This window comes from Domibacillus iocasae, from assembly GCF_001750285.1.
Lineage (GTDB): Bacteria > Bacillota > Bacilli > Bacillales > Domibacillaceae > Domibacillus > Domibacillus iocasae.
The window spans coordinates 319,144-332,631 of sequence record NZ_MAMP01000012.1; the positions used below are offsets into that span (position 1 = coordinate 319,144).

General features: G+C 39.1%; 13 protein-coding genes. 2 read left to right on the forward strand and 11 right to left on the reverse strand.

Going from position 1 to position 13,488, the window contains the following annotated elements; translation table 11 throughout:
• Positions 1-64 precede the first annotated feature (64 nt).
• From BA724_RS06075 to BA724_RS06085, 3 genes are all read right to left on the reverse strand, one after another.
• On the reverse strand, positions 65-457 hold the full coding sequence (locus BA724_RS06075) for a hypothetical protein (RefSeq protein WP_069937762.1): 393 nt from the start codon (positions 455-457) through the stop codon (positions 65-67).
• A gap of 35 nt (positions 458-492) precedes the next feature.
• Positions 493-948 carry a hypothetical protein gene (locus BA724_RS06080; protein ID WP_141719881.1) on the reverse strand — a complete coding sequence of 152 codons (456 nt, stop codon included), beginning with the start codon at positions 946-948 and terminating at the stop codon, positions 493-495.
• 202 nt (positions 949-1,150) lie between these two features.
• Entirely contained in the window at positions 1,151-1,852 is a 702-nt protein-coding gene (locus tag BA724_RS06085) for a class I SAM-dependent methyltransferase (protein WP_169818513.1), read from the reverse strand.
• Positions 1,853-2,010: 158 nt separating this feature from the next.
• On the opposite strand from BA724_RS06085, the gene BA724_RS18810 reads away from it, so the two are divergent.
• Entirely contained in the window at positions 2,011-2,298 is a 288-nt protein-coding gene (locus BA724_RS18810; RefSeq protein WP_069937765.1) for an L-dopachrome tautomerase-related protein, read from the forward strand.
• 719 nt (positions 2,299-3,017) lie between these two features.
• Here the strand turns inward: BA724_RS18810 and BA724_RS06095 are convergent.
• The 4 genes from BA724_RS06095 to BA724_RS06110 all read right to left on the reverse strand — a co-directional run bounded on the left by BA724_RS06095 (position 3,018) and on the right by BA724_RS06110 (position 7,589).
• Positions 3,018-4,175, reverse strand: a complete 1,158-nt coding sequence (locus BA724_RS06095) for an agarase (RefSeq protein WP_069937766.1) — start codon at positions 4,173-4,175, stop codon at positions 3,018-3,020.
• Positions 4,176-4,778: 603 nt separating this feature from the next.
• Positions 4,779-6,254, reverse strand: a complete 1,476-nt coding sequence (locus tag BA724_RS06100) for a protein adenylyltransferase SelO (protein WP_069937767.1) — start codon at positions 6,252-6,254, stop codon at positions 4,779-4,781.
• 269 nt (positions 6,255-6,523) lie between these two features.
• Positions 6,524-6,952: an ASCH domain-containing protein gene (locus tag BA724_RS06105; protein ID WP_069937768.1), complete on the reverse strand. Its 429-nt coding sequence runs from the start codon at positions 6,950-6,952 to the stop codon at positions 6,524-6,526.
• A 388-nt stretch (positions 6,953-7,340) separates the two neighbouring features.
• Positions 7,341-7,589: a hypothetical protein gene (locus BA724_RS06110; protein ID WP_069937769.1), complete on the reverse strand. Its 249-nt coding sequence runs from the start codon at positions 7,587-7,589 to the stop codon at positions 7,341-7,343.
• Between the two features lie 240 nt (positions 7,590-7,829).
• On the opposite strand from BA724_RS06110, the gene BA724_RS06115 reads away from it, so the two are divergent.
• On the forward strand, positions 7,830-8,183 hold the full coding sequence (locus BA724_RS06115) for a HesB/IscA family protein (RefSeq protein ID WP_069937770.1): 354 nt from the start codon (positions 7,830-7,832) through the stop codon (positions 8,181-8,183).
• A gap of 251 nt (positions 8,184-8,434) precedes the next feature.
• Here the strand turns inward: BA724_RS06115 and BA724_RS06120 are convergent, their stop codons facing one another.
• The 4 genes from BA724_RS06120 to BA724_RS06135 all read right to left on the reverse strand — a co-directional run bounded on the left by BA724_RS06120 (position 8,435) and on the right by BA724_RS06135 (position 13,338).
• Positions 8,435-8,758 carry a 2Fe-2S iron-sulfur cluster-binding protein gene (locus BA724_RS06120; protein WP_069937771.1) on the reverse strand — a complete coding sequence of 108 codons (324 nt, stop codon included), beginning with the start codon at positions 8,756-8,758 and terminating at the stop codon, positions 8,435-8,437.
• 403 nt (positions 8,759-9,161) lie between these two features.
• Positions 9,162-9,335, reverse strand: coding sequence for a sigma 54-interacting transcriptional regulator (locus BA724_RS17915; protein ID WP_083256101.1), 174 nt, complete (start codon positions 9,333-9,335; stop codon positions 9,162-9,164).
• A gap of 480 nt (positions 9,336-9,815) precedes the next feature.
• Entirely contained in the window at positions 9,816-11,054 is a 1,239-nt protein-coding gene (gene sstT / locus BA724_RS06125; protein WP_069937772.1) for a serine/threonine transporter SstT, read from the reverse strand.
• Between the two features lie 1,099 nt (positions 11,055-12,153).
• A complete protein-coding gene (locus BA724_RS06135) occupies positions 12,154-13,338 on the reverse strand; it encodes a DUF4317 domain-containing protein (RefSeq protein WP_069937774.1) in 1,185 nt (394 codons plus the stop codon).
• Positions 13,339-13,488: the final 150 nt, after the last annotated feature.

Genomic DNA, 13,488 nt, shown 5'->3' on the forward strand with positions numbered 1-13,488 from the left:
TTAAGCGCTCCTTTCCGATCCTTTTTTCACCTTCTGTTTTAAGGGTTTATTGATTCTTAAACTGTCAAATGTTTATTTCAGGAAAATGCCATGTCAGGAATGACGCTAGCTTTTCTGAATCATCTACTTTTTTTCCTTTCAAGATGGAAAATAATCTTCTGTCGACTTTCATTTTGTTAAAAAGAGAATCGAAAGTATGCCCTCCGTATTCACATTCCTTTTTTAAATAAGCGAACAGTATTTTTTTATCTGTCGGCCGCATTACCAGCTTCTCCGTTAAAATGAGCTGACGTTCTCCCCATTCGATCACCTGGCTGGAACCGGCAATTGTATAATCAAGGTTACTTTTGGGACTGATCATAGATAGCAGCTCTTCTTTAAAACAAATACCGCTCGAGCAATTTGTGCGAATATATGATACAATTTGTTTTTCTACCTCTACTTGTTGATCATCCATCTTTTCACCTCCCCAAAAAAAAGACATTATTTTCTTTATCCTTCATATTCCGAATGGTCATGCTGCTTACAGCCAAATAAATAGCAGCCTCCTGTGAGTTCCATTTCAACCTCCATCTTGGGAATAACGCCAGCTGAAATTTGTTCAATCATATTTTCATAAGTGTGTTTCTCTTTCATCAGCTGCTTTATGCAGGTGTCTTTGTCACTTTCTGTCCAATTTTCCTCACACGCTTCTTCAAAAGCTTCTTTTATTTCTTCGTCTTTTTCCTTGATAAATTCACATAAATCTTCTCTTTCGTCCGTTTCAATAAAGTAATCATACGTATCATTCATTTTATTCAAACGTGTGACGACCAACTCGACGGCCTTCATCACTTTTTCTTCTGCCGGTTTAGAACCCATTTGCTCCAGACGCGCTACGTACTCGTCCAATACGTCATTTGTGGTCTGGATGGCTTCTTTCGTAAAGAATTCGCTATCTTCGCCCATTTCTATCCATCCTGCCGTTGGCTTGTTTTTTTCCATTCTTCAAGTGTCATGATCGTCTCCTTTATGATATAACGTTTCCATTAAAGCTGCGATAGAAGTAAAGTTGATTATTTGAGGTAAAGAAAAAAGCCGCGATACTGGCAAAAAAGGTCAGTATGCCGCTTTAAAGTCAGTGTAGGCGGTCTTTTATTTTGATAAAGATTTATTTTCGACAATAAAAAACCCGGTAGCTTAACGGATTATCCGGCTGATTCATAAAAGCATGATGGGCATCCCAAATATCATACAATTCTTCACGAATGTTTTCCGAAGGGTGAATCTCTACCAGAATTTCTTCAGTAAGCGTATTGTTTTTTTTTAAGAGATTGACAGAATCAAAGCCGGCCCGTTTGAATTTTCCCACCCATTCCTCTTCTGTCAAAATGGCGGAAAAGCCGTATAACTCCTTCACCTCTTTTTCTTGTTTCTTGCTGAGCGGGTTGTCTGCCGTCATTTCAATTGCGACCATCGCTCCCTCTTTTTTTAGGACACGTGACATTTCACTGAGCGTTTGATCAACTGAGGAAGTGAAAGAAATAACGGACTCCGCTAGCACGAAATCAAAGGTCTGATCAGAAAAATCCAGCTGCTCAGCATTCCCATATTTCACATCAATATTTTGGTACTTTAGTCTTTCGGCTGCTTTTTCCAGCATGATCGAATGGTTGTCAATTGCTGTGATGTTACAAGTAAACGCCTCAGCCAAATATTCCGCTGTCTGCCCTGTGCCACAGCCGACTTCCAGAATCGAAGCCCCTATTGGGAGATCAAGGCCTGAAAAAACTTCTTTCGTCAACGAAAAACCACCAGGGTGAGCCCCGCCAATACCGAACGCCGCCAAAAAATCAAGATAGCTTTTCTTCACCCTTTTCCCTCCTTGTTTTACATGGATCATTTTATGTCAAAGAGGGTCATCAGGTGTCATGTCATTAATTTTTAGTCTACTCCTTTTCCCCGATGGAATAAGCAATTAATTATCACGATAGTGGAAGAGGCAATGTTACATGCAAGGTATTGAATCAGGTGAATCAATCAGATTTAAATACCAATAAAATGATTCAATCGATCAATATACTGAACGAAGTCGCACCCTATCGAACTTTCTTTTTAAATAACGTCGTAGTCAATAATAAAAATAATTTTGTTTATATAATCGATTCCGGAAACGGCGCAATCATTATATATAACATGAAGACAAAAAAATTCCTGCTCGTACTCGACAGACATTACAGCACACAGGACTTTCCCGGCTTTGTTTTTGACATTGACAATAAACCGGTCTTTAAAGACAGGCCAGGCCCATTAAAATAGTTGCAGATGGAATAACTCTGTCTGCTCACTGCTCGATCCTTTATTACTGCCAGGCGACGAACCGGAATTTATATGCAATCGACACGACACTGTTAATGGATTTCTATGCACAGTTAGAGCAGCTCAAAACATGTACTTACTAAACCCCATCCCAACCAACAAGATGCTGAATTTACCGTAGCTGCAGTACCTCTTATATATAAAACCTGCTAAACAAATCAACATGTACGAAGTCCTGTCGGTCTTAGCAACACTGTTAATAAAATCTAGCGGAGGAGCGATGAAACACAAAAAAACTAAGGGTAACGGACACACACGGTTGGACGGTAGGACGGGCTTCTGTCCGCTCATTTATGCAGCATCTGGCCTCTTTTCCAGACAAGATGCTGCATAAATGAGCGTGGTTCAAATGTTGAAAGATTAAACGGAATTTATATATATTTGTATTCGATTACTTGGTTCTTAGATAGCAACACAGTTACCACTAAAACTATTAAATATAAAAAAGTCACTCTATGGATTATTTCTGTACGGAAAAAATTTTATGAGGAGAGGGGTAATGGTCTGTACGTCATTAAAATGCTTTTATATTTTTAAAGCATTTTAGGCATAAACAAACCAATACCCCGATTCTAGTTGAATGATAAGTTACTTACATACTTACACTATAAAAATCAATAAACTTCATATTAGTCTATGAATTCCCTGCTAGGAGAAGCTTAAGCTTTTTGGTAGAGGTTCTTATAAACATTTTTATTGTATACTTCTACAGGATCAATGAAATCTTTATAAGGCTCATCATACGGATCCTTGATTCCCCACCCTCTTGCTTTATTTTCAAGATGTGCACACCAATGCCATCCTAGGAACCACGGTTCGTTGAGAACAGCATTTAGGGAATTTATGTAGTCTTCTGCCCGTCCACTCTGGTCTTTAATTTCACTTACTCTATTCGGATTCATACATGTTTGGCACCAATTCCCTATATCTGCTAAGATAACCGGTTTACCTGTAATTTTTTGCCATTTACCAAGATCTTCCTTCATTTGTTGATAGCCTTCTTGATTAGGACTTGTGAAATATTGTACAGATAACACATCGACATAAGGCTTCATTGCAGTTAAAACTTCTTCTGGTATCCCTTTATTTCCGTTGTACCTGTCTCCTAAAATAAGATGGTTAGGATCATATTTCCGTATATGCTTCGTTATGGTTTCATAATACTTATTAGCAACTTCAAACAATTTGCTGGCTCTTTCCTCTTCGTTAAGATCCTGTAATACTTTGAAATCTCTACCACTTGCATGTCTTATCCAAGCTGGGATATCAACAAGAAAGTAACCTATTAGATTTTTGCTTTCAGAGTGGTCGGCACATATGCTTCTAGCTAAGTATTCGCAATACATATCAAACTCGTGAGAGAAAACATCTGGATATGTTGGTTGACCATTCCAGTCTTCGAATGCATCAACTCGAATTTGAAGACAGTATGGCATGTCGGCATGCTTGTAATCTGCAGCTGACCAACTCGCTGAATGTCCTAGATTTATTGGGTCACCGAACCAATCCAGTGCAACACCCCAGTCTCCGCTAATATAATCGCCTGTCCAACCAATTGTATTGAATCCCCAATCTTTAAGATCCTTGGATAATCCTTTGATCCAATTTTCTCTAGATCCATATTTCTTTTTCCAGATATCAAAGTTATGGTCATACTTTAAATTCGTCTCATCCGCGTGATTCACACCTATTGTGACAAATGCATTTCCTTCTGGATCAACGAGCCACCATCGTTCATTGGTCTGTTCAATTCTGAAATATCCTGTTGAATGGAACTTTTGCTTTTCATCTCCACCATAAGAGCTAAAACTTGACATAATATCCACTCCCTTTACTTTTTGTACTCGATTAACTTTCGTAAAAAAAATCTCCTATCCTTCATTAGCCATTAAAATGCTGACATATTCCAAATAGGTATTTTTAAATATTTAGCCAGTTGATAGCGTTTACAAAATTCACTTTAACAAATCATTTCATTTTTTTCAATATTTTTAAATTCATTTCAATAAAGCTACCATCTCCTTTTAACAAATAAAAATAGATTCCTCTAATTTGTTACTACTTTCAGTCCTTTTGAAAAGTTTTATTTTAGTTGTAAAATCTGCTGATGTGAAAGAGAGAATTTAAAATAAGTTGTTTGAAAAATCAGAACCTTCGTTGTTCGTAAAATTGTACTTTGCAGTGTCCAGTTGGAACGTGCCGGAAAGCCGACTTCATTAGTCGTTTTGTACGCGACAGAACAAAACGGATATTTTGAACATATTACAGAATGCTTAAACTTAAAGGAAGAAACCATACATAAAAAATAATGCTGCCTTTTTACTTAAGGCAGCATTATCTTGTACTAATAGTAAACCATGATTTGACGTCAGATTGATTGAGAAGATTAGAGAAAGCCATCCTTAATGCTTCCTTCTAGATCATGTACCGCAGTAAGTTCGGTATGGACGGAGTGACTGCGGAGGCAGGGTGGCGTAATCTTCCTGTTCAGAAGAATGGGCATAAGGGCTTGAAAGAACATGGAGCAGTTGCTCCATCACACTGTAGTCTCCTCGTTCCACTGCAGCTTCTAATGCTTCTTCTACCCGGTGGTTCCTCGGGATGACCGCAGGATTGCTGTTTTTCATCAACTGTTGGGCAGCGTCTTTCGATTCTTCCTGTCTTCTTAATCTTTCCTGCCACCGCTTTTGCCACTCTGTAAATTCATCGGTCCCACACAGAACGGCATCTTCCGGCTTATCAAACGTTAAGGCACGGAAGGTATTCGTATAGTCCGCACGATGCTTATGCATTATACTAAGCAGGTCTTCAATAAGCGGCTTATCCTCCGGTTCTTCGTTAAACAATCCCAGTTTCGCTCTCATTCCAGCGAGCCAATGAGTATCATATAACGCAGGAAAACCTGAAATCGCACCCTCAGCCAGGTCGACAGCTTTTTCCAGATTTTCATCGAGAAGCGGCAATAAGGTTTCCGCAAACCGCGCGAGGTTCCATCCGGCAATCATCGGCTGATTGCCATACGCATAACGGCCTTGAACGTCAATGGAACTGAACACTGTTTCCGGATCATACGTGTCCATAAAAGCGCATGGACCATAATCAATCGTTTCTCCGCTAATGGTCATGTTGTCGGTATTCATTACCCCATGGATAAAGCCAACGAGCTGCCATTTGGTAATCAGTGCGACCTGGCGCTTGATCACTTCCTGAAGCAGCGAAAGATAGCGGTTCTCATCCACTTTAATGTGTGGATAATGGCGCTCTATTGCATAATCGGCCAATGCCTGGAGTTCCTTGCCCCCGTCCCAATTTGCTGCATATTGAAACGTGCCGACACGCAGATGGCTAGCTGCGACACGGGTCAAAATCGCACCAGGCAGGCCTGTTTCACGGCTGACCGTCTCACCGGTTGCCACAACCGCCAGACTGCGGGTGGTCGGAATACCGAGCGCATGCATCGCTTCGCTAATAATGTATTCGCGCAGCATTGGCCCCAGCGCCGCCCGCCCGTCGCCCCCACGGGAATATGGCGTTCTGCCTGAACCTTTGAGCTGAATATCAACCCTCTCCCCTTTAGGCGTGATCTGTTCGCCAAGCAGCAACGCCCGGCCGTCACCTAACATCGTAAAATGGCCAAACTGATGCCCCGCATACGCCTGCGCAAGCGGCAATGCACCTTTAGGAACCTCATTTCCAGCAAATACCGCTGGGCCATCTTTGCTTTGCAGCGCCTCGGCATTTAATCCTAACGATGCGGCCAATGAATCATTCAGCTTGACCAGCTTCGGTGAACGTACAGGGTTTACATCCTGCCGGGTAAAAAAGGATTCCGGCAGACTCGCATAACTATTGTCGAAGTTCCATCCTGTTTTTACGGCTTCTTTTTCCTTTGTCATCGTATCCCCCTTCTTCTGCTTTTGTCTTTTTGTATCCGAATACTGTTCTTTACATACACAGAAATCATGGCATTCTATCCTAACACCAGGCAGACTCGATTAGTGTCCGCTCCTTCTAAGTCATTATACCCTTTCCAATGATTGATGACGCCCTTTAAGTATTTTTTAGGGATGTAGTAAAATTAGGGCTGCTTTACCCTGTCAAAACTGTTGCCTTTTAGAACTGAAGGCAAATTTTTTGCACTAGAACTGTTCCTGGTCTTGGTCCATCATTTTAAAACATGCTCCCATAATCCGAGCTTCCCTTTCGCTGGAATAAATTCATCCAGCATCTTCATGTCCTGAACTTCCCAAGCATAGCCACCCACTGGAAAGTCCCCTAAAAAATAGTTATTGCCAGATACGACTTGTCCATCTTCGAGTACTGCCCATGTCCCGTTGTTTTCCGTTACCTTTAAACAATTTTCAAGCCTGCACACAGCAATAATCATGCCAGTGGGCAGATTCTCCTTTGTGTATCCATGCGGACCGAGCAGTGCCTGAATAGCCGGATAACTAAGCGTTTCTTTATCCATTTTTTTACTTGTATGAATCGCCAGCGGCCCCCGATAATTTGTTTTCCAGGACCTTGTTTCATATTTAGCCTCTCTAAGAACAAAAAGACTTGCCCAAGGCTGGATCATTGATAAAACCTTCACTCTACCGGCCTCCATCCAACCTATGAAAGTATACTTTGCCTATAGAGTGTCCATGTAAAGGAATATTATAAGCATAAGCAAAATCGAATGAGCACGATTGTGATAAAAAGCGACAGTGTTTAAACCCTGTTTCACATTTATGCCCTAACCCCTGAGCCCCAGCTTTTTCCCCTGGTGGAATATATCTGTGCAAGCAGGTGAATATCACTGTAATGGAGGAGGCCGTGTTACATGCAGCCATTGTGAATCAAATCGGATTTATTCAGCTGATTAACTAATCATGTTTTACACTGGGGGTTTTCCTTGTCTCCAATGAGAAACAAAAAAGACAACCAAATGGCTGTCTCATTTAAAAGTAAGAACAGTATATTATAGCCTTTACCGTGACTTAATCAACTTCCACGAGATAAAGAGCCTCCCGGCAATTTGGACCGTTTACTGTTTTTTTAAGGTTTCGCATGTCTCCATAATAAGTAAGCGGCGGTTTGTCATTGGCGGTGACGGTAAATGCATACTTCTTTTTCTTTTTTTTAATTTCCGAATAGCCATCCTTCCTCTCAAATCGAACAACAGCTCCTTCATTTACCGCTTCGATGGCTTCTGTCGGTGTGACAAATTTTTTCTTCGCATTCTCCATAGTATCCTCCTGTTATTAGAAAAATAAATACTAGGTATCAACGTACAACATACATCACGCGACTAAGATACTCTCTATAACTCAAACGTTACCCCTTTATATTGGATATAAACAAGAAATCTTTTAAAACTGGGAACAGATCGATATCATTTCCTGACTATGATTACACCTAGACAAACGGCTTCTTTTTTAGATTACCGAGATTCATGATATAATTTATGTAAGAGGTAGTATAAAAAGATGCTTGCACCATATATTCCACTTGGTGTCAGCAGCAGCGAAATAAAGAAATCAAAGGAGAAAAAAATGTTTACGATTACAGAGAAAGCTCAAGAAGTAATTAAAGAAATGATACAGGAAGATACGGAAATGGAAACATTTTTAAAATTTTGTGTGACAAGCAAATGCTGCAATGAAATGGAGTATGACTTAAGCCTGTCTTCCCATAAAAAAGAACAAGATTCAATCATTGAATTTGATGACTTTCGTGCGCTCATTAATCCTGCCGACATCCGCCTTATTAAAAACACAGAAATTGATTTTAAAGACGGTGGATTTACGATCAATAATCGAAATCCTTTAGTTTCATTTTAAGGATTGAAACCTTTGCGAACAAAATGTTTAAGAGAGAAATCCTAAACAAATAATGCTGCCCCCAAGTAAAGGGACAGCATTATTTTGCACTAATCGTAAATCATGACAAGTTTGATGGACTAGTCATTGTGCGTCCAACACCGATCAAGGCGATTGAACGGTTTTTCCCTTTCCCTTTGCTCCAAAAACAAGATAAGAAACAAAGCCGCCATTGCGAACAGAAATTCAGAAATAAAACATTTGCGTTCTATTTATTCAGCCGGTCTTGGGCCTGGATCCATGCCGCTGTTTTGTACTGTCATAATGGGGCGGACAGTCACGTCACCATTTATCCGAACTTGACAAGACAAACGTATATTATCTTCAACCAATCCTTTTTCATCAAATGCTTTTTTTTCGATATTGGTTAAATCATCAAAGTCGCCTTCCAATATTTCCACTCGGCAGGTTGTACATCTGGCTTTGCCGCCGCATCGATGCAGAATACCTACACCATTATCTTCTAACGCCAGCACCAGCTTCTTTCCTCTTTCAATTTCAAACGTATCCAGACCTGCAACCGTTAATTTTGGCATACTATCCTCTCCTGTTAGAAAAAATATTAATGATTATTATAAAATCGACCTAATTAAATAAATTATGCATAGAAGATTTTTTCTTCCATAGTTCTTAATGACGAACTGAACTATATAATATATCCTTCCTGTATTTTAAGGAAAGAGTCAGCGTCATAAAAAATCGCCTCGACAGGATACGATTGTAAATATTTGAAGTTTAAACCAGCATGATTTTCTTGAAATCGAGCCGGCAAAGCAGCACTTATTTTTTCCGTGGTGCCCGAAAAAGTGGAAAAATCCTCCAGCATCCTGCAATCGATTAACCCTGTCGGCGTTGGTGAAGAAATTTGACTAATTGTATGCTGATTCAAATGAGGAATAAAAGTGAAAAGCATGTGCTTGCCTATCAGATTGTCGAAAATCAGTTAGAGGATTTAGCAGAAAAGATCATCCCGTGATTCGCTAATTTAAAATAGCCGGGTTTCCCTTTGACATCTGCCTCTGTAAAAACTCCTTCCTCATATCCAAATAATTCACTTTTAAGCAGCTGTTCAGGAATTGCACCGCAGTTTACGCCGATAAATTGATGTTTCACTTATGAAACAATATATATATATAAATTATAAAGAAAATGCTTTAAAACAGGTAAGTTACGCGCCATATGGTTTATATATTTTTCTTGCTTATTTTTCTGTATATACTCTTTTTTTGAATTTTGCACATTGTACTATGAAATAAAATGCAATTTTTACTGATAATTTACTGACCAATTATCATAAAATCGGATAAAGACAATTAAAAAGACCACCTCGTGTGAAGTGGCCCTCTGCAAACTTTTGATCTACAATGATTTCTTTACTTATGCTTCACTATTTTTTCAAATTTATCTATACTCCCTTGCCAACCTTATCTATACATAGATGGTCGTTAAGAATGCAAAAGCCGCGGCTTATTAGATACGTTTCTGACTGCCGGTTTTGCCGGCAATCATATATCTTCTTATAAAATAAAACGACCCCTCCACTTGTTAAAGTAACAGTTGGGGCCGTTCAATCGCAGATACAAAGATTTTTCTTTATCCTGCTTTATGGATATCTATTTTTTTTCCTTCTTTACGCCACTCTTTAAATTCAGCTGCTGCTGTGAAAAGAACGTCTGTGGATGAGTTAAGGGATGTTTCAAACGAGTCTTGCAGCACACCGATGATAAAACCTACCCCAACGACCTGCATAGCAATATCAGCCGGGATCCCGAAAAGACTGCATGCCAGTGGAATCAGTAATAAAGATCCGCCGGCAACCCCTGAAGCACCGCAGGCACATACCGCTGCCAGCACGCTCAGGATAATGGCCGTAGGAATGTCCACTTGAATGCCAAGCGTATGAACCGCTGCAAGTGTTAAAACTGAAATCGTCACAGCAGCACCTGCCATATTGATCGTTGCACCTAAAGGAATGGAGACCGAATAACTATCCTTATTCAAACCTAAATCTTCACATAACCTCATATTAACCGGAATATTCGAAGCGGAGCTGCGTGTAAAGAATGCGGTAATACCGCTTTCCTTTAAGCATTTAAACACAAGTGGATACGGGTTTTGACGAATTACGGCAAACACAATAATTGGATTAACAACGAGCGCCACAAAAACCATACAGCCAATCAACACAGCAAGCAGTTTTCCGTAACTTAGCAGAGACTCAAGTCCATTTGTTGTAATCGATTCAATCACTAGACCCATGATTCCCAGCGGGGCAAACTTAATCACCCATGCAACCATTGTCGATACCGCATCCGAAAAATTCGAAATGAGCGTTTTGGTTGTGTCAGCGGCATTTCTCAGCGCCAAACCAAGAACAATCGCCCAAGCTAAAATCCCAATATAGTTCGCATTCACAATCGCATTTACCGGATTATCGACAACGTTCAGCAGTAAGGTTTTCAACACTTCTGTTATACCGCTGGGAGGCGTGACACCTTCAGCGCTGTCTGCAAGCGATAAGCTGACAGGAAAAATAAAACTGACAATAACGGCGATTAAACCTGCTAAAAACGTTCCTAAAAGATATAAGCCAATAATCGATTTCATATTCGTTTGGTGGCCGCTTTTATGCTGAGCGATGGCCGCCATAACCAGGACGAATACCAGCACAGGCGCGATTGCTTTTAAAGCACCGACAAATAAAGAGCCTAAAATGGCAACTGGTTTCGCTGCTTCCGGAATCGTGACAGCCAGGATAATACCAATAATCAAACCGATAATGATTTGTTTGACCAGGCTTACCTGATTCCACTTCTGCAGTATAATTTTCATACATGTTCCCCCATTAGTTTAAGATAAAATTGTAACATTGCTCCGGTTGAGCTATTCCTTTCCTATACCTTGATGATAGAAAGAAATCTATTACATACAGATACTATTGAATTACAGCCGACTTTTATTAAATATGGACCAACCTTAATCTCGGATTTTGGCTTTTGAGTTTCTCCTTCCCTGTTTCTTCAAAGTCTTTCCAAAGACCCAATGATTAAAAATCATCACGTACTAAATAGATTTTAGAACGATTTATTTCTCCATCTTATTCCACCTGGAAAAGACAATTGTCTTTCTAATAAATAGTATTATAATATTTTTTCGATATATTACAATACTATTTATATTATTGAAAAATGTTGTAATTATTAGAACATTCTTATAAAAACGAGACTAAACAATTATCTATCGAAAATTTCTTTTTAGGACGATTTCAATGTATAGCTCCCTGGAATATAAAAACTTTATGAATAGATGTCTCCCTCCATGATATATACTTTCATAACTATAAGAAAAAGCCTCCCTTCCATTTTTCAATAAACTCTTTTACATCGATTAAATTTTTCGGTTTAACAAAAGGCATGATTTTAAATACAGGAGGTAAATTATGATTCGTGTAGATTTTTCGCATTCTTCAATTTTTACATTCAAATCACACGTGGGAGCGGGGAATTGATATATAATTTTACATCAGAGATTGGAACTGAAGAGTATTAGTTACTCAGTAAATGTACTTTCAGCAGAAGGATGCATTCAGAGTACAGACAAACAAATATTTTTATTTTCCTGTCCCCTTATGGAAGCAGTATGAGAGCGAGTCCTTTTATGGTTCTTATAAATGGGATCGAAAAGACGGCGGGTGAGCCGGAAGACCCCGCAGGCACAGCCGAGGAGGCTTCCGCACTGTCCGTGAAAAGCGTGGTCCGGCAGGCTTAGGCTTCACCTTTCGAATCTAATGAAAAAGCAGTGCATCACACACCTGTTTTTTCAAGAAAGAAAACTTTGTCGACAATCTGAATGCACTCTTCAACAGAAGGGTCCATTGATTAAATTAAGTTTTTTAAGAACTCCATATAAAAGCTTTTCATTCGCTCGGTATTTAACTGTTGACTATATTCCCGTTAAAAGCTTCTGGAATCATAGTGAACCCTTCAATCACGGTATCTTCTTCCACTTCGATCATAATATAACGTTTACCGTTAAAATTGACCTGTCTCACATATCTTAAATCCTGCGGACTAATAGAAATGTTTGCTACTTTCGTGTTGATTTTGATAGATTTTGATTTATACTTTGGTACGATGCTACTTGCTTTCAGCTCATAATTTTCGTCATCGAGGACTCTTTGAAAAGCTGTTTCTACCTTTTCTGTATTTACATCTTCTAGTCCGCTCATCTTTAAAATATGTTCTACGTCTTTGCAGTCTAATTTTGGTGTTTCTTCATCTTCAATTTCTTCAATCACACGGTTAATTTCTTCATACACATTGGAGAGTGTTGACGTGTTTAGTTGATCTCCAATTACGTCTTTTACAATTTCCTCAAAAGCGATTTTATCCTCTTTTGCAGTCATCGTTTCTTCCCCATTTAATACTTCCTCTATGAACTGGTGATCGGGCTCATGAACCTTGCCTGCTGAATATAGAATGTGATTGACATCTGCTGCATTATCGGTGAAGCAGGGAAACAGAAAGCCTGAGATGGGAGCGTTCAGGTTGATAATTGGATCAACGACAAAATGATATTTGAATTCTTTTTCGACATAGTCAAAAAGCAGTTCTTTTTTTGGTTCTTGTGTTTTATTGATACTGCATAGAATAAATGAATGGGAGTAAACGGCATCCCGTTCACTTTCCTCAGCCTCTTCGCCTGGGCGTTTCATTGGCTTCAAATATTCTCCTCGAATAAATGTTACGACAATATCCATTTCATATTGTCGGTCTTTAAGCATTTTTTCAACGATGAGAAGCATTTGTTCTTTCCAGCCCTCCACATCACTGCTTAGTAATCCTTGATGCAAAATAAGCTGACTGTTATTTTTAGCATCACGCTGAAATTTCAATTCAAATAACTTTTCATCCAATTGTCCTGTAAGTAATTTTTTAAAGTTATTCATAAACAATTCTTGCTGATCTTGGTCTAACATTTCAAACAGCTGACTTTGATGATGATAGATTTCACTTGTTTCCTTCATAATATAAACATTAAAGATTTCATTGATTTTGAGTAAATCATTACCTGCTTTAAATTGTTTTCGAATGCTTGCTACGTCTTTTTTGTTCATATCTATTCCCACTCCTAAGCTGTTTTGATCTGCTATTGTGCTTTTGAAATTCACAAAGTTATCAAGTGCTGTCATTAAAAGGTGGAGAGTAAATCTTTGGCTCCATTTGATTACTTTCCACTCTTTGAAGGATCGTTTTATTTTAACATA

What these genes read in the sequence shown, in the direction of transcription:
- BA724_RS06095 (WP_069937766.1), bottom strand. Translation starts at nt 4,175, where the DNA reads ATGTCAAGTTTTAGCTCTTATGGTGGAGATGAAAAGCAAAAGTTCCAT.
- BA724_RS06115 (WP_069937770.1), top strand. Translation starts at nt 7,830, where the DNA reads ATGCTTGCACCATATATTCCACTTGGTGTCAGCAGCAGCGAAATAAAG.
- BA724_RS06110 (WP_069937769.1), bottom strand. Translation starts at nt 7,589, where the DNA reads ATGGAGAATGCGAAGAAAAAATTTGTCACACCGACAGAAGCCATCGAA.
- sstT (WP_069937772.1), bottom strand. Translation starts at nt 11,054, where the DNA reads ATGAAAATTATACTGCAGAAGTGGAATCAGGTAAGCCTGGTCAAACAA.
- BA724_RS06100 (WP_069937767.1), bottom strand. Translation starts at nt 6,254, where the DNA reads ATGACAAAGGAAAAAGAAGCCGTAAAAACAGGATGGAACTTCGACAAT.
- BA724_RS06080 (WP_141719881.1), bottom strand. Translation starts at nt 948, where the DNA reads ATGGGCGAAGATAGCGAATTCTTTACGAAAGAAGCCATCCAGACCACA.
- BA724_RS06075 (WP_069937762.1), bottom strand. Translation starts at nt 457, where the DNA reads ATGGATGATCAACAAGTAGAGGTAGAAAAACAAATTGTATCATATATT.
- BA724_RS06120 (WP_069937771.1), bottom strand. Translation starts at nt 8,758, where the DNA reads ATGCCAAAATTAACGGTTGCAGGTCTGGATACGTTTGAAATTGAAAGA.
- BA724_RS06135 (WP_069937774.1), bottom strand. Translation starts at nt 13,338, where the DNA reads ATGAACAAAAAAGACGTAGCAAGCATTCGAAAACAATTTAAAGCAGGT.